The organism is Streptomyces sp. Root1304 (genome assembly GCF_001426405.1).
Lineage (GTDB): Bacteria > Actinomycetota > Actinomycetes > Streptomycetales > Streptomycetaceae > Streptomyces.
Window position 1 is genome coordinate 36,987 of record NZ_LMEP01000009.1, and the last position, 22,986, is coordinate 59,972.

A 22,986-nucleotide genomic window follows, 5' to 3' on the forward strand; every position below is an offset into this window, starting at 1 on the left:
TTCGTTAGGAGTTCTTAGCGGCTTGGCCCGGACTTCGGTGAGCGCCGTCGCGAGTGCGCCGACGCCTGGCACTTGTCCGGACGACCATGGCGGTGGGCTGTCGGGCATCATGCCCGGGTGAGCATCATCGTGGAGTTCTTCGTCGCGCCGGACGATACGTCGGCGAGCCTGACCCTCCAGACCGGGCCGGGACGCGCATTCGAGTCGCTCTCGTTCGGCAACTTCGATCCCATGGAAGCCGTGATCGAGTGGGAATGCCTCCTGGCCGGCGGCAGCTTCGAGGAACTCGTCGAAGCCGACGAGCCTCGCGTCGTCGGCGGCCAGGACGACGATGCATGCGTCGTCTTCACCCTCTCTCCTCGCCTGACCGCTGCACTGGCGGACGCCACGAACTCCAGGTTGAGCGCCGTCGCCACCTCGTGGACTCAGCTGCGTGCGGAGGACGGCGAGATCATCGACGCGGAGATCGCCGACGCGATCGTGAGCGATGTGGCCGCGCTCGCCGGCAGCGCCCGGCGCCGGGGCCAAGGCGTCTACTGCTGGGTCGCGTAGGGGCTCGTGTTCGTCGCCGGATCGCGGCGACCGCAGCGGCGGCACGGCCGAGGAGGACGTAGCCACGCTTGTCGTGGCGAGTGGCCACTGCCCGGAACTAACTTCAGGCGGATGTTCGCCCGTTCGATGCTGTCGCTCTTCCTGAAGCAGTCTGCATCGACGCCGGGCGGTCATCTCGCTCCGTTTGCGGTCGGCGCCGCCTTCCTTCGCCCGGCGGGAGCCGGGCCCGAGGAGCCTTGTCGTACCTCCGTGGTACTCATGTCTCATGAGCCAGTTCCGCGACTTCAACCTCAAGCTGCTCGTCATCGAGGAGCTCATGTACGGCCCCGAGCCGCTCCTCCCGGTCTACGACGTGTCCGCACGGCTGGCCGAGCGAGGAATCCGCGATCCCGCGTCCTACGTTCTGGAGAACGGCCTCCACGCGGAGGTGCTGCCGGAGTCCCGGGCCCACTTCGAGTCCCTGGAGATCCCGGCCGAACTGCTCGCCCGCGTCGAGGAGCTGTGCTTCGACGCCGGAGCGAACGTCTTCCAGCACTGCGCCCCCGCCTGGGACGGTGAGGACGACCTGTTCGACATCCGCTCGCTCGACGACCTCGCCCTGCTGCCCAACCTGCGGGAGATCACCTTCCTGGAGGACGGCGTCCTGGCAGTGCCGGACGCGGCGGAGGTCTTCGCCGCGCGCGGCATCGAAACCGACTGAGCCCCCGCACCCGCACATCGACGGCCGTCCCTGGCGGGGCCCGCTTGGTCCCGCCAGGGAGACCGCGATGGTGGGCTGGGTCCAGGTCAGCCCGGCTCGCCCAGATGCCGCAGGCGCCGGGACCCGGACTCCACGGCCTGTCCGGCGGATCATGTGATTACTACGATCAAGGGGCGCCGATCCTGCCGGCCGGCGCTGCCTGACCGGGTGGATGCGGCGGCGATGACGAGGGGTACGGATCCGGTGCTTCCCGCAACGGACCGCGATCGGGGGGCCATGGAGAGTCGTCGGCTGCACGGAGTACTCGGGACAGCGGTGGGGCTGGCCCTTGCGTTGCCTGCCGCCATGCTTCTGGGCAGGGCGTGGAATGCCTGTGACGTGGGAGTGAACAACGCTGCCAACAGCGGCTTCCTGCTGTGGTTGTTCGTCCCGGGCCTCTGGACGATCTTGCTGCTGGTCTGGGTTGTGGTGGGCGCCCTGCTCAGGGGCCGTCCCGTACTCCATGCCGTTGCCCTCGCGGTGACGCTCATCGGAGTCGTCTGGTGTGCCATCTCCCTCTTCTGGGAGGGCGCCGCCACTCCGCCCTGCCCCGGCGGCGTCCCTCCGTGGTGGCCAAGCCTCATCCCCGCCCCGGGGCTCTGACAGGTCGGAGTCCCGGCCTTCACGGCCCCGGTCTCACTGCTGCCCTCGTCCGGGCCGGTGGTGGAGCGCTGCTCTCAGCGGTCGGCCACCCGGGCGGATACGGGGAACAGTGTCACTGATCCCGGATCGGCTGGGTCAGGTTCACCGGGTTGCCGTCGGGGTCCTGGATGTGGGCGACGCGTTGTCCCCACGGCATGTTGTGGGGTCCGCCGCTGATCGTGCCGCCCAGAGCTTCTACGCGGCCGAGTGTCTCGTCGACGTCGTCCACGCCGATGCTGAGCAGCATCCGTGGTGCCGCCCCGGTCCCCAGGTCCTTCTTGGCCACCAGCCCGAGGTCCGTGTCGCCGATGCGCAAGCCGCGGTAGAAGGCCGGTCCTTCCTCCGGTACCCGGAAGATCTCCTCGGCGCCGAACAACTTCGTATAGAAGCCGAACAGGACGTCCTGGTCGGCAGTCAGGATCACCGGCTGGATGGTGGACATGGCACTCCTGTCGAGAAGGGGCGTGTTGCTGGGTAGACCGTTCGCGGACGGTGAACTCATCGGCAAGGCCGCCCTGCCAGACGATCTACGCCCCGGGCCGCACGACGTCCGAGCCTTCTCGCTCAGCCGCACCGCGCCCGAGCTTCCTCGGCCCCCTCTCCGGATCCCCGTCCGACCTTCGCCCGCTTCGTCCGGGGCGTTCTCCGGCGTCTCCGCTCAGTTCCGCCCCTCCCCTCCGCGCTTCCACGCCTCCGCGAACATCTCGTGCAACGGCGCTGTCGGGAGGATCCGTACGAACGGGGCCTCTATCTGGTTGCCCCACAAGGGGCGCACCTGGTGGCTCGTCAGTTTGATCTTCTCCAGTGGCGGGTACGGGGCCTTCAGTTCCGTCCATTCGCCGGGCAGGAACACCGTTCGGCCCGCCCTCGGACGTTTGGCCTCCCTGACCGCGCCGGTGGTGAGGAGTTCCGCGCGTACCTCCGCGTGCTGCTTGGTCGTCCAGCCGTTCCACCTGCGTACGTTCCGGTCGGTGGGTGCGGCGAGCGTCGCGATCTGGAGGTAGAGCGCGGCGGCGTCCGTGCCCACGCCGAGTTCGACGGCCGCGTGGGCGACGAGGTCCGGGCAGGAACTGCGGGGGTCCGCCTCGTAGGCGCCGTCCGGAACCGCGCCCGAACGGGACCTGCGCATCATCCTGTCGAGTGCGCCGCCTTCGAGGAGGAGCGCCACCCGGTCGAGTTCCTCACCGAGGTCCGCGACCTCCCGGACCCGCCGCCACACCTCGGGGTCGGCGCAGCGCGCCGGGCGGAGGAAGGCGGTGCCGCCGGGGGCGCAGACCACGAGGGTGCCCGAGTCGTACGCGGTCATGGAGGGCCGCTCGCCCTCGTCCTTGCGGCGGTCCATCGACACGGGGAGCCGTGCGGGGCCGAATCGCTCGGCGATGCGTTCCGAGGTGTCCCTGACCCGGACGTGGGGCAGTTCGAGGAGGAGTTCCGGGCGTGCCAGTTCGGCCCGCAGCCGCTCGTAGAGGTCGGTCGCGCCCGCCGCCGCCGGATCGCCGACGGGCCGGTCCGTCCACGCCCACACGAGGGCGCTCGCGATCTCCCCGAGGGACAGCCCGACCCGGGTGCCGTAAGGGGCTTCGACGCCCTTCGGCGGCAGGGCCCTCACCTCGACCCCGAGGCCGTACGAGGGTGCCGCGAGGTCCCAGTCGGCCGCGGGCACCGTCGCGTCGCGGGCCGCTTCGTAGCCGTCGGCGAGGCGCCGCGCCCATACCTCCCCGAGGCCCAGGCTCGTTTCGAGGGCGTCGGCCGCCTCGTCGTGCACGGCGGGCAGCGCGCCGATCCGGTCGTTCCATGCCCCGGCCATCCGGGCCACGGCCGCCTCCACCCCTCCGGGTCGCCACAGCTCGGCCGGGTCCTCCGGTACGGCGGCGGCGAGGACGGCCCTGCGGCCCGCGCAGCCCAGCCGGCCGCGCAGCTCCTCGTACGTCTCGGCCGTCAGTGGCGTCGCCTTGTAGGGGGCCTTGCGTGCCAGGGACCGGTCCTCCTCGCGGTCGTCGCGGCCCACGAGCCCCGCGAGGACCAGCCGGGCCAGGGAGAGGCGTACACCGGTCAGTTCGGCGAACCGCACGGCCGCCGACTCCGGCAGCGGGAGCGGGCCGTTCGCCTCGATCGCGGTGATCAGTGCCCGCAGTCGGGCGGTGTCGTCCCGCTCGACGCGGACGAGCCGTGCCCCGGCGCACGCTGTCGGCACCGGGCCGCCGTCCTGCTGCCGCGCGGCGGGCGCCACGAACCAGTTCACCGCTCCGCCGTCCCATACGGCGGCGGACGCCACCGGTGTCCCGCTCTCCCGCAGTCGGTCCAGTGCCTCGCTGCCGGAGGTACGGCCCACCCACCAGCCGCTGCCGGAGCGGGCGAACGGCTGGTCGGCCCAGGTGGCCAGGAGCGCGAGCAACGCGGCCCGGTCGGGGTCGGGGGTCGGTGCCACGGCCGCCCGCCAGGCCACGGCGTCGATCGACCCGAGCAGCTGCGACCAGTCGTGCGGCGCCGCGGGCGGCGAGAGGCGCCGGACCTCCTCCCCGATCGTCCCGGCCAGGCAGGCACCATCGGCGGCGAGCGCGCTCAGCGTCGCCGGGAGGGCCGTGTCCGGGGTCCGCCGCCAGGTGTCGCGCTCACCGCTCGCCACGAGCCCGAACAGCGCGGGCAGCAGCTCGGTGTCCGGCGCGGTTCCGCGCGGCAGGGCCGGAGGGGCTTCCGCGAGCAGGGTGACCCGCCGGTGCAGGGCCCGGCGGCGCTCCTCCACCCGGGCGGCCCGGTCTGCGACCGCGACGACGGCGTCGACCAGGACCGGTGCGGTGATCTGCGGCAGCTCGCGCGCGACGGCCGCGCGCAGCGCCTCCGCCCCCTCGTGTGCCGCCGCGAGCAGGACGTCCGCCGTCCCCCTCCGCACAGTCCTCAGGGCGCGGGAGCCGGCGGTGTCCCTGGTCCGCAGGAGGTACCAGAAGGCCGGTGGCAGGGCCACTCCCCCGGAGACGGTGACGCGCCGGGCGGGCCGTACCCGGGGGTGCGCGGGCGAGTGGTGTCCGTCCAGCTCCCAGAGGAGTACGCCGTCGGCCGTGTACGCGCGCACGCCGGTCGGGGTTTCCGCCTCGGCGAGGACCACGGTGTCCGGTGCGTGATCCGTCTGATCCGGCGCGTCCGTCACGCTGTCGTCCGGGTCCATGAGCTCCTTCGTGTGCTCGGACCCCCGTTCCGACGCGCCGGCGCCCGGTTCCGTGCTCTCCGGCGGCGCCCAGAGACCCCAGGGCCGCTGGCCCTGCCGGTCGATGTCGAAGCGGGCGGAGCGCCCGTCGATGCTTTCGAGGAGGTAGTGGTCGGGCGCGGGGTCGCGGTGGCGGGTGCGGAACAGCAGCCGGGTCCCCACCAGGCCGTCCCGGCTGCCCAGGGGTGAATCGGTGAGGCCTGCGGGGAGCGGGGCCAGGTGGAGCGCCCCCGGAGCGAGGGCCATCCCCTCCGGGAAGGGTGTCAGCGCCCGGTCGTCGCCGGGGAGGTCCGGCGGTTCCACGTCGTCCCGGGGCTCGCCGCTGACCGCGTCCACGGCACGCCACGGGCTCTTCTCGTACACGCCGTTGGTCCAGATCCGCGATCCGTCGCCGACCTGCAGTTCGTACCGGTCGATCCCGCCCGTGCCACCCGGCCCGAGTGCCCGCAGACCGCCGTGCCGACCGCCGCCGTCGGCGGTCTCGAACTGGAAGCCGTACGCTCCGTCCAGCTTGCCGCCGTAGGGCACCAGGCCCCCGGTCTCGTCCGGCGTGAACGGCTCGTCGGGGCGGTCCGCCCAGACCGCGGTGTCGCAGTAGTACGGGTTCTCCTTCAGGCTCCAGCTGACCAGGAAGGAGCCACCCGCGTAGTGGACGGCGTACATGGTCGCGGCCTCGGGGACGGTGAACCCGCAGGAAGCTCGTACACCGTCGGGAGCCACGGCGACCGCGCGGTCCGGGCCGAACACGGTCAGGACCGGCCAGGTGGACGTCACTCCGACGACGCCGGGCAGCCCGGCGGCGCCGACCCGCGCGCGCCCTGCGGCCCGCACATCGTCCGCGGCCCCCGCCGCCGGTTCCGCTCCCGCCGTCTCTGCCTCGGCTGCCGCCTCCGCGAACTCCGCGTACACCGACTCCAGGGCCGGCCAGCCCAGTTCCTCAGGCAGGCCCGCCGCGAGCGAGCGTCGTAGCGCACCCGCCGCGTCCGCGTTCGCGAGGGCCTCGGCGATGCCGTCGAGGGCCGTCACCGTGGGGCGGTCCAGTACCGTTTCCAGTTCGGACACGGCCTCCTCCGCGCCCGCCATGCCCCCGCCGCCGACCGTGTCGACGAGCTTGCCGACCCGCCCGGCCACTTCGTGGGCGATGCCCTCGTTGCCCGGGAGCAGCGTGACCGCCGAGCCCGGCTTGCGTACGCGCGTGCCGAACCGGTCGTTCCTCAGGTCCGCGTGCACGGTTCCTTCGAGCCGGGGGCCGAACACCGGGTCGGCCGCGAGCGCGGCGAGGTCCCGCCGGGACCGCTCGCCCCAGAAGCGCATCCGGACCTCGGGCCCGGGGTCCACGACCGTGGCCCCGGCGGCGAGGCAGGCGTCGAGGACGTCGGCGTCGAAGCCCTGGTAGTAGTGCCGGGTGGTGTGCACGGTCACCGGCTCGCCCGCCGCCCGCAGGCGCGGGCCCAGTCGGCCGACCAGGTCGAGGAACTCCGGCGGCAGTTGCTGCCGTCCGACGCCGCCGCCGGACTGCCGGGCGTACTGGTACATGTGGACGAAGGTGCCGATCCACTGGTGCAGGCCGCCCTCCGGGACCACCCGGCCGGCTTCGAGCGCCTCCGTCGCGCCGCACGCGATCAGCATCCGCAGCCACGGTCCGCCGTCGGTGACGCTCTCCGGGAAGACGTCGAGGAGTCCCGCCGCGATCTCGTCCGTCGGCGGATGGGCCGCCAGGACCGGTTCGGCGGCGGTGAGGAGCACGTCGGGCACCGACTTCTTCCGGGTGACGGAGACGATGGCGCCCACCACGCGGGCGACCTCCTCCTCGCCGTGCCCGGCCGCCTTCGCGGAGGCCCGTACCCGGCGCACCAGGTCCGCCGGGAGATCGGCCTTCGACCCGGCCCACGCGCGCAGGAAGGCGTCCAGTGCCGTGTGGGCCTCGACCGGCTCCAGGGTGTCCGCGAGGAAGCGCTGGTGGGCACCGAACTCCTTCGCCGGCATGGCTCCGCCCGTGGCGAACAGCAGCCCGTTGGCGCGGCGGTAGGCGGGGTCCACGGGCAGCCCGTGCTGGGCCTCGGCCGCTCGGGCCGCCACGTACGCCCTGCCGCCCGGCCGGCTCCCGTATCCGATCAGCCGGTGCCCCACGGTGTCCCAGAACCACGGAAGGTGCGCAGGCGGCAGTCGCCGCGCCCGCGCGGCCATGGCGTCGACGAAGGCGCCGGGCTTGGTCCAGGACCGGTTGAGTTCGGCACCCATGTCCGCGATCAGGTCGCGCGCGACGGTGGCCGCGGCCGGGTCGTGGGCGGCGACCCAGTCGGCGTACGCGGTCGAGACGTGTGCCCGGCCCCGGGCGGGCACGAGGGATGCGAGCGAGGCGATCATGCTCCGATCCTGACACGGCCCACTGACACCGCCCCGTGGGGCGGGTGTTCGGCACCGTGCGCCCGGCCCGGGCCGGTGTGGTCGTCTCGTACGCGGTGGGGCGGGGCTCCGTGCGGGCACGGGGGCTCACGGCCGAGCGGCACCCGTCACGACGGGGCCGAGCGGCCCCGGTCACGTCGCCCGCCCCAACGACCCGGCCGCCCTCCACCGTCAGGAACTCACCCCGCCCCCACCGTCAGGAACTCTCCCGCCTCCGCCGTCAGGAACTCACCCCCGTCCCCGTCCCGTCCGCTCGCCGCTCAGCCAGTGGCCGCCCGTCGTCGTCCAGCCCGTCAGCCTGCGTGCGCGCCCCTCGTCGGCCGTCCCGTCCGCCGCGAAGGAGCCTCCTTCGGCGACCAGTCGCAGGCCCGCCAGGGCGGGGGCCAGCCGGGCCGCCACGTGCGCGGGGTGACGGGCCGCCTCCGTGTGCGTCCAGGCCAGTACCCCGGCCGCCTCCGCCTCGTCGCAGAGGGACAGGTGGAACAGCATCTGCCGCCAGGCGTACGCCGCGTCCTTGACCGTGCCGAGGGGGCGCCGTTCGTGGTGGGCCCGCCCCGTCAGGCGGCACACCGTGGCGAAGCAGCGCCTTGCCAGTTCGGCCCAGCCGGCGGCGGGCGCGACCCCGACCCGGTGGACCAGGGTGGCGAGGTTGTGGGTGGTGAGGATCTGGGCCTGCTCGATCACCGTGCCGTTCTCCGCCACCCCGCCGAAGGGTGACGCGCCGGCCCGCTCCAGGCACAGCGCGGCGAAGTCCGGTGCGTCCCGGGGTGCCTTCCGCCGGGCGTCCCCACGTCCGGACCTTCCGTCCGGCAGGGCGCGGACGGCGGCGTAGTCGATGCCGTAGTACCGCTCGTACAGCGATCCGCCGCCGAGGAGTTCCCCGGCCACCACGGCGGCGGCCTGGAACTTCGGGCTGAAGGTGCCCATGAAGATGTCCGCCGCCAGCTCCTCGACCAGGGGGGCGTCCAGGTCGGTCCGGCGTGCGAGTACGGCGAGTTCGCGGACGAGCGGGTTCGGCAGGAGCGTGCCGGGGAAGCCCTCCACGGCGACCTCGGCGAGCCGGCGCAGTGTCGTGTGCGCGGAGTCGCGGACGTGCGCGTCCGAGGAGCGCTGTGCCGCCACCGCGCGGACCCAGGGCAGTTCCTCGGGCCCGACCTGCCGCTTCAGGTCGAGCAGCAGCACCGAGCGGCGGGTGCGGAACGCCCGGTAGTTCGCGGCCGCGAGCGCGCGCAGCGGTGCGTCCCGGTAGGCCCCCGCGGTCTCGGCGGCGACGAGCTGCGGAACCAGCTCGGCCAGCACCTCGGCCGAGGGCAGCACCCCGAGCTCCACCAGGGTGTGGAGCGGGGCGCTGCGCGCGCCCTCCACGACACGGCGGATCGCGGGCGGGACGGCCGTCCCGGCGGGCAGGCCCGACCGTCGCTGTTCGGCCTCGGTCACCGGGGCGACGAGCGCGGTCACGTCCGCCGCCCCGGTGTCCTGCGGAAGGCCGGACATCCGGTGGGCGACGAGGTGGGCGAGGTCCTGGTGGGACGGCAGGGCCGCCTGGGCCGCCTGCGCGCTCCGTACGGCCGTGTGACGCTCCGAGCCGGGCAGACCCCGCTTGCGGACCATCGACGTCACGGCGTGCCGCAGCAGCCCCAGCCGCCGTGCGTCGAGCGGGCGCCCGGCCGCGGTCTCCTCCAGTGCTCCGCGCAGGATCCCGGGGTTGCCCTTGGGGTCGCGGTGGCGACCGCACAGGGTGTGTTCCCGGGCCAGGGCCCGGTAGCGGTCGAGGAGGGCGACGCCGCGCGCGTGCCACCCGGTGCCGGGTTCGCGGTCGAGGACACGATGGTCGGGGCCGGCCGTCTCCAGCCAGTGTCCGAGCAGTTCGTTCTCGAAGGGCCGCCAGACGCGGAGCGCCTCGCGCTGGGTCTCGACGGCCGCGTTCGGGCCCCGGGCCGCGAGGGTCGCTCCGGCGTCTCCGACCGTGCGGCGGTGCACGGCGTCGGTGTCGGGTGCCGGGGCGGCGGAAGGCCGCGGAGTGAACCTCAGCGTGGCGGCGAACGGGCGGATCTCCCGGACCAGTTCGAGGGCGGCGTCGGGTTCGCCGGCCCGCACCAGCCAGGCCACCGTGAGCAGCGCCGCCTCCTCGGGCACGGTCACTTCGTACCGTGTGCTGTCGAGGAGCGCCCACAGCTCCGCGAGGCCCCGCTCGGTGAGGCAGTGGGCGAACAGGGCCTCCCTCTCCTCCGGGATCCCGGCCTCACGCGCCGCATCGGCCTCGTACGGCAGCAGGGGGCCGTCGGCGCGCGGGGTGCCCGTGGCGAAGCCGCCGTGCAGCACTTCGAGGGTCACCCAGGCGGGCAGGCCGCTCACGGGTGTGCGCGAGCCGACCCTGAGGGTGCCGTCGGCCATGCCGGAGAGCACACGGCGCCAGCCGTCGGCCCGTCCCTCGGCACGCGCCCGCGTGGCGGGGTCCGCGTGGGTGAGCGCGGTGACGAAGGCGCGGGCGAGCCGGCCCTCGGCGTAGGAGCCGGAGATGATCGGGGGCTGCTTGTCAGCGTGGATGTCCATAAGCCGACGTGGCGGGTTCCGCCCCCGCGCCCTCCGGGTCCCGAGCCCGGCGCTCTGCTGCTGAGCTACACGTCGTAGGACGCCGACGGTAGCCAGATCCCGGACGGCCCGGCAACGGGGTTTCGCGGCGGCGGCTCGGGGTGGTGACCGGCGCCGTACGGGGCCTTGGCCCGCCCCCCCGTACGGAGGGGTGAGGCCTTCGGGTTGGGAGCGCTCTCAGGGGCATGCCCGCTGTGGATATCCTGATCCGTACAAGAACCCACACAGCTCACCGCACACGCACGCACGTACGCCGCACACCGCGACCCCCGCAGCGCGTACGCCACACCGCAGCCCGCCCGACGCAGCCGAGGAGCGCCCGCCTTGTCCGAGCAGAGCACGGGGTCCCGCCCCACGCTGGAAGCCGTCGCCGACCGCGCCGGCGTGTCCCGCGCCACGGCCTCCCGGGTCGTCAACGGCGGCGCGGGGGTGCGGCCTCCGCTGGTCGAGAAGGTCCGCAGGGCCGTGGAGGAGCTCGGCTACGTCCCCAACCACGCCGCGCGCTCGCTGGTCACCCGGCGGAACGGCGCGGTGGCCGTGATCATCGCCGAGCCCGAGTTCCGGATCTTCTCGGACCCGTTCTTCGAGCAGCAGGTACGCGGCATCAGCCGTGAACTCACCGCGCACGACTCCCAGTTGGTGCTGCTGTGGATGGAGGGCCCGGGCGACCACGACCGGATCGCCCGCTATCTCGGCGGCGGGCACGTGGACGGCGCGCTGGCCTTCTCCCTCCACAACGACGACGCGCTGCCGGCCGTGATCGACGGGACCCGCATCCCGGTGGTCCTCGGCGGCCGCCCGGCTCCCGGCACCGACCCCGCCGTCCCGTTCGTCGACTGCGACAACCGAGGGGGTGCCCGGGAGGCGGTGCGCCACCTGGTCGGTCTCGGGCGCCGGAACATCGCCCACATCTCCGGGCCCGACGACCAGACCTCGGCGATCGACCGGCTGCACGGCTATCACGACGTCCTCGTCGACGCCGATCCCGCCCTCCTGGGCCGGGGCGACTTCACGGAGGCGAGCGGCGCCCGCGCCATGGCGGAGCTGCTCGACCGGCGGCCGGACGTCGACGGCGTGTTCGTCGCCAACGACCTGATGGCCTCGGGGGCGCTGCTGACGCTGCGGGAGCGGGGGCTGCGGGTGCCGGAGGACGTGGCGGTCGTCGGTTTCGACGACATGGCGTCGGTGGTCCGCAGGACCGATCCGGCCCTCACCACGGTGCACCAGGACGTCGAGGGCATGGGCCGGCTGATGGTGAAACTGCTCATGCGGCTGCTCGACGGGACGGGGCCGGAGGCCCCGGCCTCCGTGATCACGCCGACGTCGCTGGTCCGGCGCGCCTCGGCCTGACCTCGACACCGTCCCGCCTCGCCCAGGCCGCACGGGCAGGCCGGCACGCCCCGGCAACACGGCCGCTACGGGCGAGCCGGCGGGCCCGGGTGATCGTTCCACCCGGGCCCGCCGACGCCGTGTCGCCCTGTCTCCGGATCGCCGGAGGTGCCGTCAGTCGTACGGGATGACGACCACGGACTTGTCCGTACCCGTCCGAAGCCGTGCGTCGCCGTTCCCGATCGCGCCCCAGACCTCCAGGCGTACGGTGCCGCCGCGCAGGTCACCGAGCGTTCCGGTGGCGGACTTCAGGCCTCGGTTCTGGCCGTACTCCTCCCAGCCGGTCACCGGGTCGGTCGCGAAGTACTGGTACGTCTCCGTCCGTTCGAAGGTTCCGTCGCCGGTGAGGTCGTAGCTGATCCTGGCCTGCTGGCCGAGGCCGACGGCCGTCCCGGCGTCGACGTGGAGGCGGAAGGCCGTCGCACCGCCGCTCCTCAGAGTGCCGTTGAGGCCCTTGACCTGGTAGACGAGCGGCCGGTTCGGGGTGCCGTCGTAGTTTCCGCCCTGCGCCGAGAGGACGGTGTCGCTGCCTTCCGTGGCGCCGGTGGCCGTGGTGAGCGTGCCGCCCGTGCGGAGCTGGAAGGTGTCGCCGGTGGACGGCTCCGGGTCGGGGCCGGGGCCGCCCGTGCCGCTGCCGGTCGCGGTGGAACGCGCTGGCACGGAAAGGGACTTACCGTCGGAGAAGGTGACGGTGCGGGCGGTGGCACCGTGGTTGTGGGCCACGTACGTCCGGGTGGTGCCCTTGGCGAAGACGGCGGAGGTGGGGATGGATCCGGTGACCGTCGTGTCGGGCGCGCCGAGCGTGTCGAGGGCGGTGAGCCAGTGGTAGGTGTGGGCCTTCGACTCCCCCGCCTCCGGGGTGTATCCGGCGTTGCCCGCGTCCCACTTGGCCTTGGCCGCGCCGGGGTCGGCGAAGGACTGGAACTCCCAGAGGATGTCCCGCCATTCGACGGCGGGGCCGCCGTTCTCCCGTTCCATCTCGGCGATGTTGCGCCGGACGGCGTCCTTGCGCGCGCCGAGGTGGAGCGAACCGCCCGTCACCGGGAGGACGTTGATGCCGTGGATCTCCTCGGGGTTGGCGGTCCACCACGTGCTGTAGGCGGCTCCGCTGCCCCACACCATGCCGACGGTGTCGTGCTGGAAGGCGCCGGGGAAGACCTGCTGGTCGGCGTCGAACCAGTACTGGGCGACGGCCTCGCCCTCGGTGGTGAGCAGGAAGGTGCCGAGGTCGCGAAGGGAGGTGTCGCCGGTGGCGGATCCCCACAGGACGAGTGCGGCGCTGAGGTTGGTCGACTCGGAGGAGGACTCCTGGTTGTTGCCGGCGGCGAAGCCCTGGTGACCGCTGGCCCAGCTGTGTCCGGCATAGACGTCGAAGCCGCGCAGGAAGGGGAAGGAGGTGTCGGTGCGGCTGGGATTGGCGGTGTCGCGGACCAGGGTCTTCACCATGGCGCCCCAGGCCGGATCGGCGGCCCAGGCCGGATCGTACTGGGCGACGATCGCGGCGGCGTACACGTAGTAGCCGTAGTGGAAGTGGTGGTCGTTGAGTTCGGTGTCGCTGCCGTAGGAGGCCGGGTAACCGGTGAGGGTCTTCCAGGTGCGGTCGTACGAGAACTCGTTCGCCCCGCCGGCGGTGAACCAGTCCTGGAGGCGGCCCTTGATCTGGCCGAGGAGCCTGTCGCGGAGCGCGGTCTCGCCGATCTGGTCGGCGAGCGGCACCAGTTGGGCCAGTTTGCCGAGGGCCTTGCCCGTCCAGTAGGTGTCGACGGCCCCGGAGAAGGGGTCGGCGGAGTTCGCGACCTCGTTCAGGTAGCCGCGCAGTCGCGACGGGTCGGCGCCGGTTCCGCCCGGCAGCGCGGGCAGGGTCGCGGCGGCCCGCTGGGTGGTGGTGAAGGAGGCCGACTCCCGGACCTTCATGGTGCCGCGCGGCGACACATAGGTGTAAGGGGTGAGGGGGTCGGTGGTGTTCAGCCACTGGTGGCGGTAGAGCGCCTGGAGGGTGCCGCGTTCGGTGCCTTCCTTCGCCTCGGTGGTGAGGGCGTAGGTGGCGCGGACGGTGCCCGCGTCGTAGCTCCAGTTCACGGCGGAGCCGGTGACGAAGCTGTACGCGTACTTCCGGTAGGTCGCGAGGGCGTCGGTGGAGGGCAGGACGGCGACGGAGAAGTAGTCCTTCCCGCCGAGTCCGGTGGTGATGGTGGTGCCGGAGACGTTCCAGTCGGTGCCGCTGGGCGCGAAGAGGGCGTAGTGGTGCCCGGCGACGGTGACGCCGAGGACGTTGCCCTGGTCGGAGAAGACCGCGGGCGTCTCGGCGGTGGTGATCCGGGCGTCGCCGCCGGTGCCCTTGGCGTACACGAAGGGCATGCCGTGGCCGATGGTGGTACGCAGGGTGCGGGCGCCGTCGGACCAGTAGGGGGTGACGGTCCAGTCGGACCAGGCATCGGCCTTGGTGTCGGGCGAGTTGAGACCGGTGAGACCGAGGGTGAGGTCGCGCTTGTGGGGGAACTCGTACTGGCGTCCGTCGCCGACGATCGCGGGGCTGGTCGGGTAGCCGATCTCCAGGCCGCCCGCGACGGCCTGATACGTGAGCGGATGGCCGTACATGGGGGTGGAGTACGGGTTGTCGCCGTAGCGCTGGAAGGCGAGTGAGGACCACCAGTCGTTGGTGGGGACCGGCTTGCCCTGGGCGGCGGGGGTGACCTTGGGGGTGACGGGCGTGCCGGTGTTGGTGGTGGGGCCGGAGGTTCCGGCGGGGCGGGTGTCGGAGTAGCTTCCGGCTCCCGTGGGGACGGTGGCGGCGGCGGCCGGGGCGGCGGCGGGGCCGAGTCCCAGGGCGGCGAGGGCGGAGACCAGGACCAGCGCGGCGGCCGGCCTGGTGCGGGGGGCTGGCATGAAGGAGCACCTCATGTCGTCGCGGGGGGATGCGCTCGGGCGGGGCGGGGCGGCTTCGGGTTCGGGTTCGGGGGAGGTCGTGGGTTCGGGGGAGGTCGTGGGGGCAGTCGTGAGAGCAGATCCGAGAGCAGGTCTGAGAGCGCTCTCAGGTCGCCGGAAACGTAGAACCCGCGAATCGAGCGTGTCAATAGATTGAACACAGGCGGGAGTTGGCGATCCCTCCCGTCCGTTACGCCTTCGAGTCTTGACGGACACCCCTCTCCACGGGCACGCTCCCCCCGCAAGCTTGAGAGCGCTCTCAAACGCGCTCGCTCGTTCCGGAGCCCAAGGAGCCCTCCCATGCCCGACGCCCGAGCCGCCGACACCGACCGAGCTGCCGCAGCCGTCCGAACCTCCGTCACCAGCCGCCCCGCCCGCGCGGGAAGAGCCGCCGTCCGGCTGGGGGCGCTCGTGCTGACCGGCGCGCTGCTCGCCGCCTGCGGAGCCTCCACCGACGGCTCGGCCTCCGACGGAGCCGGGGGTGACATCACCCTCACCGTCGACCTCTTCGGATCCTTCGGATACAAGGAGGCCGGGCTCTACGCCGAGTACGAGAAGCTGCACCCGGGCGTCACGATCAAGCAGACGGACACCGAGGACGAGAACGACTACTGGAAGTCCCTCCAGACCCGGCTCGCCGGGGGCGGCGGCCTCGCCGACGTCCAGGGCATCGAGGTCGGCCGGATCGCCTCCGTCGCCCAGCAGCAGTCCGACAAGTTCGAGGACCTGCGGAAGTACGGCGCGGAAGCCCTCAAGGACGAGTTCGCCCCGGCCAAGTGGGCGGCCGCCACCGGCCGCGGCGGCGAGATCCTCGGGCTCGGCACGGACGTCGGCCCCGAGGCCATGTGCTACCGCACCGACCTGTTCCGGCAGGCCGGCCTCCCCACCGACCGGGCCGTCCTCGCCCAGAAGTGGTCCACCTGGGACGGCTACCTGGCGCTCGGGAAGCAGTACAAGGCGAAGGCCCCCGGCAGAAGCGCGTGGCTCGACAGCGTCGGCAGCCTCTACTCGATCATGATCGGGCAGGAGAAGGAGCGGTACTACGACGCCTCCGGAAAGCTGATCTGGGACACCAACCCCGCCCTGCGCGCCGCCTGGGACCACTCCGTGCGGGCGGCGCAGGACGGCCTCAGCGCCAAGCTCGACCAGTGGTCCCCGCAGTGGAACCAGGCCTTCGCGGCCGGCTCCTTCGCCACCCTTCCCTGCCCCGCCTGGATGCTCGGCTACATCAAGGGCCAGGCGGGCGAGAACGGCAAGGGCAAGTGGGACGTCGCCGCGCTGCCCGGAGGCCCCGGCAACTGGGGCGGCTCCTACCTCACCGTGCCGAAGGCGGCGAAGCACAAGAAGGAGGCGTACGAGCTGGTCAAGTGGCTCACGGCGCCGGCGCAGCAGCAGCGGCTGTTCGAGAAGCAGGGCAACTTCCCCTCGGCCACGGGGGCGATCGAGAAGGTCGCCGGTGCGAAGGACCCGTTCTTCTCCGGCGCGCCGATCGGCCGGATCTTCGGTGACGCGGCGAAGGCGGCCCCGGTCCAGGTGCTCGGCGTGCACGACCAGAACATCGCGCAGCAGATCACGAACGCGCTGAGCGAGGTCGAGCGCAAGGGCACCTCGCCCGAGAAGGCCTGGGACAACGCGCGCAAGGGCGTCGAGAACACCATCGGCTGACCCGGCGAGGCGGCCCGTCCGCGCGGCCCCGGCCCCATCCGGCCGGGCCGCGCGGCCCGCAGCGTCGAGCTCGGCCGCGCCTCCGGCCGCACCCACCACCGGCCCCACCCGACCTGTCCGCGCGACCCACCCCACCCCGCACCCCGGCTCCCCTCCCCGCCCCCGCCCTCCCCGACTCCCCCGAAGGGCCGCCCCGTGACCCTGACCGCATCCGAGATCCCGGCCGCCCCGCCGAGGCCCGTCCCACCGCCCGGCCGGCGGGGCTCGGCCCGGTGGACGTGGCGGACCCTCTCGCCGTACGCCTACCTCGCCCCGTTCTTCACCCTGTTCGCCGCCTTCGGCCTCTTCCCCCTCCTCTACACCGCCTTCGTCTCGCTGTACCGGGTGGAGCTCCAGACCCCCGGTGTGATGGAGTGGCGCGGCCTCGGCAACTACACCGCCCTCCTCGGCGACGAGTACTTCTGGCTCGCGCTGCGGAACACCTTCACCATCGGTGTGCTCTCCACCGTGCCGCAGCTGGTCATGGCCCTCGGGCTCGCGCACCTCCTCAACTACCGGATGCGCGGCCGGACCTTCCTCCGGACGGCCGTCCTCCTGCCGTACGCGACCTCGGTGGCCGCCGCCACGCTCGTCTTCGCCCAGCTCTTCGGACGCGACTTCGGTCTGATCAACTACGCACTCGGGCTGATCGGCATCGACCCCGTCGACTGGCAGAACGACACGGTCGCCTCGCAGATCGCCGTGTCCACCGTCGTCATCTGGCGCTGGACGGGCTACAACGCACTGATCTACCTGGCCGGGATGCAGTCGATCCCGCACGAGCTGTACGAGGCGGCGGCGATGGACGGGGCCTCGCGGTGGCGCCAGTTCTTCCACGTCACGCTGCCGGGGCTGCGGCCGACGATCCTCTTCACCGTCGTCGTCTCGACGATCGGCGCGACCCAGCTCTTCGGGGAGCCGCTGCTGCTCGAAGGGTCCGTCTCCGGCGGCATCTCGCACCAGTACCAGACGCTCGGGCTCTACATGTACGAGCAGGGCTGGGGCTTCTTCCACCTGGGCCGGGCCGCCGCCATCGCCTGGGTGATGTTCCTGCTCATCGTGGTGCTCGTCGGGGTCAACGCCCTGCTGGCGCGCCGTCGTTCCCGCAAGGAGGCCGGCCGATGACCGCGCCCGTCCACGCTCCCCGGCGGCGCGGCACCTCCCGGGCGGGCCGCACCCTGCACGCGGGGCCGCTCGCCTACGGCGTCCTCGCCTTCGCCGTCCTCGTCTCGGCCTTCCCCTTCTACTGGACGATCGTCGCCGCCAGCCGCTCCAACGCCGATCTGGCCCAGGTCCCGCCGACCCTGCTGCCGGGGCCGAACCTGATGCGCAACTTCGACGCGGTCCTCGAAGAGGCGGACATCGGCAAGGCCCTCCTGAACTCGCTCCTCGTCTCCGGCTCGATCACCCTCGGCACCGTGCTGTGCTGCACGCTCGCCGGTTTCGCCTTCGCCAAGCTCCGGTTCCGGGGCCGGGGCGCGCTCCTCGCGGTCACCGTGGGCACGATGATGATCCCGCCGCAGCTGGGGGTGATCCCGCTGTTCATGCTGATCGCCGAACTCGGCTGGGTGAACCAGCTCCAGGCGGTGATCCTGCCCGGGCTGGTGTCGGCGTTCGGGGTGTTCTTCATGCGGCAGTACCTCGTGCAGTCGCTCCCCGACGAGCTGATCGAGGCCGCTCGGGTCGACGGCGCCTCCACGGCGCGGATCTTCTGGTCGATCGTGGTGCCGATCGCGCGGCCCGGCATGGCCGTGCTCGGGCTGCTGACCTTCATGGCCGCCTGGAACGACTTCTTCTGGCCGGTCGTCGCCCTGACCTCCTCCGAGCCCACCGTCCAGGTCGCGCTGCGCCAGCTCGGCGGCGGCTACGTCCACGACCAGTCCGTGATCATGGCGGGCACCCTGCTCGGCACGCTGCCGGTGCTGCTCGTCTTCGGCCTGCTCGGCCGGCAGATCGTCGGCGGCATCATGCAGGGCGCGGTGAAGGGCTGAACCGTCCGCTCCCCCACACACGACGACTCACTCCAGGGAGTTCCCCTCATGACCGCGCTCGACGCCCGTACCGACGGCACGACCGCCCTCCGATTCCCCGCGGGCTTCCGCTGGGGCACCGCCACCGCCGCCTACCAGATCGAGGGGGCCGCCGCCGAGGACGGCCGTACGGCCTCCATCTGGGACACGTTCAGCCGTACGCCCGGCAAGGTGCGCAACGGCGACACCGGCGACATCGCCGCCGACCACTACCACCGGGTCGACGAGGACGTCGCGCTGATGCGGCGGCTCGGCGTGACCGACTACCGCTTCTCGGTCGCCTGGCCCCGGGTGCAGCCCACCGGGCGCGGCCCGGCCGTCCGCAAGGGCCTGGACTTCTACCGGCGGCTCGTCGACCGGCTCCTCGACGCCGGCATCCGTCCCGTGGCCACGCTCTACCACTGGGACCTGCCGCAGGAGCTGGAGGACGCGGGCGGCTGGCCGCAGCGGGAGACCGCGTACCGCTTCGCCGAGTACGCGGGGATCATGGCGGACGCGCTCGGCGACCGGGTGGCGACCTGGACCACGCTCAACGAGCCCTGGTGCGCGGCCTTCCTCGGCTACGGCAGCGGCGTCCACGCGCCGGGCCGCACCAGCGACCTCGCCGCGCTGCGGGCCGCCCACCACCTCAACCTGGCGCACGGGCTCGCCGCACGGACCCTGCGCGGTGCGCTGCCCGGGTCGGCGGAGGTGTCCCTGACCCTCAACCTGCATGCCGTGCGCGCCCTTTCGGCGGCTCCCGAGGACCTGGACGCGGCCCGCCGCATCGACGCGGTCGGCAACCGGATCTTCCTCGACCCGGTGTTCCACGGGCGGCTCCCGGAGGATCTGGTCCGGGACACGGCGTCCGTCACGGACTGGTCCTTCGTGCGGGACGGCGACCTGGCCACGGCGGCGGCGCCGATCGACTCGCTGGGCATCAACTACTACTCCCCCTCGGTCGTCGGGGCGGGCGTCTCGGAGTCGCCCTCGCCGTGGGCGGGCGCGGAGCGGCACGTACGGTTCGAGCCGGCCCCCGGGCCGCGCACCGCGATGGACTGGCCCGTCGACGCGGGAGGGCTGCACAAGCTCCTGGTCCGGCTGCGCGACGAACTGCCGGGCGTGCCCCTGGTGATCACCGAGAACGGCGCGGCGTACGAGGACTACGCCGACCCCTCGGGCCGGGTGAAGGACCCGGAGCGGGTGGCGTATCTGCACGCGCATCTCGCGGCGGTGCACCGCGCGCTCGCGGACGGCGCGGACGTGCGCGGGTACTTCCTGTGGTCGCTGCTCGACAACTTCGAGTGGGCGTACGGCTACAGCAAGCGGTTCGGCATCGTGCACGTCGACTTCGCGTCGCAGCGCCGGACCCTCAAGGACAGTGCGCGCTGGTACGCGGAGGTCATCGCGCGCGGGGGGCTCGGGGCGGAGGCCTGAGGGGGCGTACGACCGGCGCGTACGCCCGCTCCCGGCGTCACTTGCGCAGGGCCCCGGCGACGAAGTCCCTGGTCCAGGGGACGGCGGAGTCGATCGGGAGGTACTGACCATCGGCCGGGAAGAAGTCGACGACGCCGGCCGCCCCGTAGTTCGCCCAGAAGCAGGTGGTCATGGGGAAGGTGTCGGTGACGTTCTGGCGGCACTTCACCACGAGGGTGGCGCTGGTGGCGGTCCGGGGCTTGCCGGTGAAGTTCCGGCCGTAGCCCGTCGCTTGGTCCACGGAGGCGTCGAAGATCGCGTTCAGCGCGGCGGCCGGGTCCGGCACGTTCTCGTACAGGTGGGTCCTGGCCGTGAACATCGGAGCCGCGGCCGAGATCCTGCCCTTGCTGAGGACGTTCCTCCGACTGCCGAAGCAGGACACCTCGTCGGCGAGGTCCTGGCTGTCGCCCTCGACCTCCTCGAGGGCGTCGTCGCCCGTGACGCTCATGTCGAGGTCGCTGCCGTAGTGGAAGCCGCCGTCGCCCTCGTCGCAGACGAGGCCCTCGAGTTCGGGGACGGCGATGACCTTGTAGCGGACGCCTGGGTCGGCGGCGAGCTTCTCGTCGGCGGGGCCCGCGCCGGCGCCGGAGGGCTGCCCGGTCCTCGTGGCCGCGCCGGCCGGCCCGCCGTTCGAGGCCGTGCCCGCCGCGCCCGTACCGTCCGGGGACGTGCCGGAGCCGCATCCCGTCACGGCCGCCACCAGAACGACCGCGGCCACGGCCTTCCGAAACCCGCTCATACGCCGACTCCCCCGCGAAGCACCCGTGATGATCATGATCGCGTGATCATACGGGGGGCTGCGGAGGGGGTGCCGCGACACCCCCCTCGGGCTCGCGGCACCCCGGTTCGCGGCGCCCCCTTCGGAGGCGCCCCGGTCAGTGACCGGCGGTCGTCACAGGCGCTGCCACAGGGCCGGGACGTTCGACGGCTCCCAGCCGGTCTGGGCCTGGTGGGCCTGGAGGCAGCGGTAGCTCGCGCCGCCGTAGGTGACCGTGTCGCCGGCGGCGTAGACCTTGCCCGCGGCCCAGGTGCCGCCGGGCTGCGGTTCGCCCGGGCCGGGGCCCGGGTCGACGCCGGTGGTCTTCAGGGTCAGGCCGTAGTTCTGCAGCAGCGGGTTCAGCGGCTGGAAGAAGGTGGTCCCGCCGGTGGAGCAGTCGCCCGAGCCGCCCGAGGTCACGCCCTGGGCCTGGCTGCCGGAGATGTACGAGCCGCCGGAGTCTCCGGGCTCGGCGCAGACGGTCGTACGGGTCACCCCGGAGATGGTGCCCTCGGCGTAGGTGACGCTGGTGTTGTGCTGCTGGACGGTGCCGCAGTGCCAGCCGGTGGTCGAGCCCGAGCGGCAGACGGAGGAACCGACGGGCTGCAGGACCGAACCGGTCACCTGGACGTTCCCGCCGCCGGAGCCCTTGACGTACGGGGTGGCGGTCCAGCTGCTGTTGGCGGCGACCCAGGCCATGTCGTTGCCGGGGAAGATCGAGGCCTGGAAGGTGCCCTGGGCGACCTGGTTGAACCCGCTGGTGGTGGTGCCCGCACGGCCGCAGTGGCCGGCGGTGGCGAAGCCCTGGGTGGTGCCCCGGGTGATCGGGAAGCCGACGGAGCAACGGCCGCCGCCGCCCATGTAGTACGCGTCGCCGCCCCGGATGTCGTACAGCGGCCGGGGGGCCTGCTCGGAGCGGACGACCCGCACCAGGGCGCGCGGGACTCCGGTGGACCGGACGAGCCGGTCGCCCGCACCCGCCCGGGTCTCCTCGACGACCAGGACGTTGGCGCGGACGTCGACGTAGCGGACGGGTGCCTCGGCGGTGGCGGACCGGTCGAGGGCCTCCTTGGCGCGCTCCAGGGCGGTCAGGGTGTGGGTCACGAGGCGGGGGGTCGCTCCCGTGGCGCGTATCGCCTCCGCGTCGGCGGCGCGGGTGGTGGCCACGGTCAGGGTGCCGGCCTCGGCGCCGTCCACCCACGCGCCGGCGTAGGCACCGCCGAGCCCCTGGCGGAGGCGGGCGGCGGTGGCGCCGGCCTCGGCCTCGTTGGTGAGGCGGGTCAGGGCCTGGGAGCGGGTCAGGCCCAGGTCGCGTTCCATGGCCCGGAGCAGTTCGGGCCGGGTCGCGTCGACACCGAGCGCGCGGGCGGCGCCGGTCGCGGCCGGGTGCGGGGCCCGGTCGTCGGGGGCCGCGGCGGCGGAACCGGCCTGGAGGCCGGCCAGTACCAGTCCGGCGGCGGCCAGGGCGGTACACGCCGTGCGGGCGTGTCGTCGGAGCATGGGGGTCTCCTCGGTACGGGGTTCCCGGTTCCGGTCGCCCGGCCCCGGGTGGGGATGTGCTCGAACCGTAGGGATTCCGCCGGGGGGACGGCAGTTGTCGGGTGGCCCCTGCCCTCGCGTTATGGCCGTCGGCTCAGCGCGGGCTCCCCTCCCGGGGTGCCCCCGAGGGTGTACGGCCCGCGCTCGTCGCGAGGGCTTCGGCGTGGGCGGCGCGGGTGTGCCCGAGTACGGCGGCCGACCGCCCGGCAGCGCGTCCCTCGGGGTGCCAGCCGAGCAGGTGCCGCCACACGAGCGGGGTGCCGGTCAGGGGCCGGGTCACGATGCCGGGGGTGACGGGGAAGGTGGCGCGGCACAGTCCGACGGCCCGGCCGACCTGGACCAGATGGACGCAGGAGGCGGTGTCCGTCTCGTAGACGCAGGCGGGTGTGAAGCCCGCGCGGACGCACGCGGCCGCGAAACAGTCGCCGAAACAGCCGTCGCCGGGTACGTCGGTCCAGGCCTCCGCCGCGAGTTCGGCGAGGTCGATCTCGGCACGGGGGGCCAGCGGATGGTCGGCGGCGAGCATCACGTACACCGGATCGCGGGCGACCTCCGTCCACGCGAGCCGGCCGGCCTCGGGCGGGCCGCTCTCACCGCAGACCCCGACGAGGGCGAAGTCCAGCCGTCCGGCGACGACGCCGCACGCGATCTCCCGCTCCGACCAGGAGGTGTACGTGGAGACCGGGGCGCCCGGATCGGTGCGGGCGATCCGGTCGACGAGACTGCCGAGGAGCGGTCCATGGGTGCCGCCGAGCCGGTACCCGCCGGCGCCCTCCCGGGCGAACCGCACGGCCTCCTCCTGCAGTTCGCAGACGGCGGGGAGCACCACCCGGGCCCGGTCGAGGACCAGGTCCCCGAGCGCCGTGATCCGCACGCCCTCCCGGCCGCGCTCGAACAGGACGCCGCCCAGGGCCCGTTCGATGCGCTTGAGCTGGGCACTGAGCGCCGGTTGCGCGAGTCCGAGGACGGTGGCGGCGCGGGTGAGACTCCCCGCGTCGGCGATGGCCCGGATCGTCTTCAGATGCCTCAACTCCAAGTCCATACACAGAGCTTG

The 22,986-nt window shown here is 73.3% G+C and carries 15 protein-coding genes and 1 tRNA gene; 8 read left to right on the plus strand and 8 right to left on the minus strand.

Translation table 11 applies throughout. The features are described 5' to 3' along the window. Positions 1-117 precede the first annotated feature (117 nt). The 3 genes from ASD33_RS12305 to ASD33_RS12315 all read left to right on the plus strand — a co-directional run bounded on the left by ASD33_RS12305 (position 118) and on the right by ASD33_RS12315 (position 1,894). Complete coding sequence (locus ASD33_RS12305; RefSeq protein ID WP_056557830.1) at positions 118-552, plus strand: hypothetical protein; 435 nt, start codon at positions 118-120, stop codon at positions 550-552. A gap of 265 nt (positions 553-817) precedes the next feature. Next, positions 818-1,252, plus strand: a complete 435-nt coding sequence (locus ASD33_RS12310; protein WP_056557832.1) for a hypothetical protein — start codon at positions 818-820, stop codon at positions 1,250-1,252. Between the two features lie 378 nt (positions 1,253-1,630). After that, on the plus strand, positions 1,631-1,894 hold the full coding sequence (locus ASD33_RS12315; protein WP_242426964.1) for a hypothetical protein: 264 nt from the start codon (positions 1,631-1,633) through the stop codon (positions 1,892-1,894). A gap of 112 nt (positions 1,895-2,006) precedes the next feature. On the opposite strand, the gene ASD33_RS12320 is transcribed toward ASD33_RS12315, so the two are convergent. The 4 genes from ASD33_RS12320 to ASD33_RS12335 form a co-directional block, all read right to left on the minus strand. Continuing rightward, positions 2,007-2,375 carry a VOC family protein gene (locus ASD33_RS12320; RefSeq protein WP_056557834.1) on the minus strand — a complete coding sequence of 123 codons (369 nt, stop codon included), beginning with the start codon at positions 2,373-2,375 and terminating at the stop codon, positions 2,007-2,009. 216 nt (positions 2,376-2,591) lie between these two features. Further along, a complete protein-coding gene (locus ASD33_RS12325; RefSeq protein WP_056557837.1) occupies positions 2,592-7,502 on the minus strand; it encodes a hypothetical protein in 4,911 nt (1,636 codons plus the stop codon). 267 nt (positions 7,503-7,769) lie between these two features. After that, entirely contained in the window at positions 7,770-10,094 is a 2,325-nt protein-coding gene (locus tag ASD33_RS12330) for a hypothetical protein (protein WP_056557838.1), read from the minus strand. A gap of 3 nt (positions 10,095-10,097) precedes the next feature. After that, positions 10,098-10,169: transfer RNA gene (locus ASD33_RS12335), tRNA-Pro, on the minus strand. Positions 10,170-10,457: 288 nt separating this feature from the next. Between ASD33_RS12335 and ASD33_RS12340 the strand changes: the two genes are divergently transcribed. Continuing rightward, on the plus strand, positions 10,458-11,483 hold the full coding sequence (locus ASD33_RS12340) for a LacI family DNA-binding transcriptional regulator (protein WP_056557840.1): 1,026 nt from the start codon (positions 10,458-10,460) through the stop codon (positions 11,481-11,483). A gap of 153 nt (positions 11,484-11,636) precedes the next feature. On the opposite strand, the gene ASD33_RS12345 is transcribed toward ASD33_RS12340, so the two are convergent. Further along, entirely contained in the window at positions 11,637-14,408 is a 2,772-nt protein-coding gene (locus ASD33_RS12345; protein ID WP_056557842.1) for a glycosyl hydrolase, read from the minus strand. A 339-nt stretch (positions 14,409-14,747) separates the two neighbouring features. On the opposite strand from ASD33_RS12345, the gene ASD33_RS12350 reads away from it, so the two are divergent. From ASD33_RS12350 to ASD33_RS12365, 4 genes are all read left to right on the plus strand, one after another. Continuing rightward, positions 14,748-16,112, plus strand: coding sequence for an extracellular solute-binding protein (locus tag ASD33_RS12350; RefSeq protein ID WP_079044727.1), 1,365 nt, complete (start codon positions 14,748-14,750; stop codon positions 16,110-16,112). A 216-nt stretch (positions 16,113-16,328) separates the two neighbouring features. After that, a complete protein-coding gene (locus ASD33_RS12355) occupies positions 16,329-17,276 on the plus strand; it encodes a sugar ABC transporter permease (protein WP_242426971.1) in 948 nt (315 codons plus the stop codon). Further along, positions 17,273-18,142 (plus strand): carbohydrate ABC transporter permease, encoded by an 870-nt coding sequence (locus ASD33_RS12360; protein WP_056557846.1) that lies wholly within the window; start codon positions 17,273-17,275, stop codon positions 18,140-18,142. Before ASD33_RS12355 ends, ASD33_RS12360 begins: the two co-directional genes overlap by 4 nt. 48 nt (positions 18,143-18,190) lie before the next feature. Beyond that, complete coding sequence (locus ASD33_RS12365; RefSeq protein WP_056557848.1) at positions 18,191-19,597, plus strand: GH1 family beta-glucosidase; 1,407 nt, start codon at positions 18,191-18,193, stop codon at positions 19,595-19,597. Between the two features lie 37 nt (positions 19,598-19,634). Here the strand turns inward: ASD33_RS12365 and ASD33_RS12370 are convergent, their stop codons facing one another. The 3 genes from ASD33_RS12370 to ASD33_RS12380 all read right to left on the minus strand — a co-directional run bounded on the left by ASD33_RS12370 (position 19,635) and on the right by ASD33_RS12380 (position 22,974). Continuing rightward, positions 19,635-20,375 (minus strand): hypothetical protein, encoded by a 741-nt coding sequence (locus ASD33_RS12370; protein WP_157870033.1) that lies wholly within the window; start codon positions 20,373-20,375, stop codon positions 19,635-19,637. Between the two features lie 153 nt (positions 20,376-20,528). Continuing rightward, the gene (locus tag ASD33_RS12375) at positions 20,529-21,893 is read right to left on the minus strand and encodes a carbohydrate-binding protein (RefSeq protein WP_056557852.1); all 1,365 of its coding nucleotides are present in this window, start codon (positions 21,891-21,893) and stop codon (positions 20,529-20,531) included. Positions 21,894-22,026: 133 nt separating this feature from the next. Then, on the minus strand, positions 22,027-22,974 hold the full coding sequence (locus ASD33_RS12380) for a LysR family transcriptional regulator (RefSeq protein WP_056557854.1): 948 nt from the start codon (positions 22,972-22,974) through the stop codon (positions 22,027-22,029). Between the last annotated feature and the right edge of the window lie 12 nt (positions 22,975-22,986).

What these genes read in the sequence shown, in the direction of transcription:
- ASD33_RS12310 (WP_056557832.1), top strand. Translation starts at nt 818, where the DNA reads ATGAGCCAGTTCCGCGACTTCAACCTCAAGCTGCTCGTCATCGAGGAG.
- ASD33_RS12375 (WP_056557852.1), bottom strand. Translation starts at nt 21,893, where the DNA reads ATGCTCCGACGACACGCCCGCACGGCGTGTACCGCCCTGGCCGCCGCC.
- ASD33_RS12325 (WP_056557837.1), bottom strand. Translation starts at nt 7,502, where the DNA reads ATGATCGCCTCGCTCGCATCCCTCGTGCCCGCCCGGGGCCGGGCACAC.
- ASD33_RS12365 (WP_056557848.1), top strand. Translation starts at nt 18,191, where the DNA reads ATGACCGCGCTCGACGCCCGTACCGACGGCACGACCGCCCTCCGATTC.
- ASD33_RS12350 (WP_079044727.1), top strand. Translation starts at nt 14,748, where the DNA reads ATGCCCGACGCCCGAGCCGCCGACACCGACCGAGCTGCCGCAGCCGTC.
- ASD33_RS12345 (WP_056557842.1), bottom strand. Translation starts at nt 14,408, where the DNA reads ATGCCAGCCCCCCGCACCAGGCCGGCCGCCGCGCTGGTCCTGGTCTCC.
- ASD33_RS12360 (WP_056557846.1), top strand. Translation starts at nt 17,273, where the DNA reads ATGACCGCGCCCGTCCACGCTCCCCGGCGGCGCGGCACCTCCCGGGCG.
- ASD33_RS12380 (WP_056557854.1), bottom strand. Translation starts at nt 22,974, where the DNA reads ATGGACTTGGAGTTGAGGCATCTGAAGACGATCCGGGCCATCGCCGAC.
- ASD33_RS12320 (WP_056557834.1), bottom strand. Translation starts at nt 2,375, where the DNA reads ATGTCCACCATCCAGCCGGTGATCCTGACTGCCGACCAGGACGTCCTG.
- ASD33_RS12330 (WP_056557838.1), bottom strand. Translation starts at nt 10,094, where the DNA reads ATGGACATCCACGCTGACAAGCAGCCCCCGATCATCTCCGGCTCCTAC.
- ASD33_RS12370 (WP_157870033.1), bottom strand. Translation starts at nt 20,375, where the DNA reads ATGAGCGGGTTTCGGAAGGCCGTGGCCGCGGTCGTTCTGGTGGCGGCC.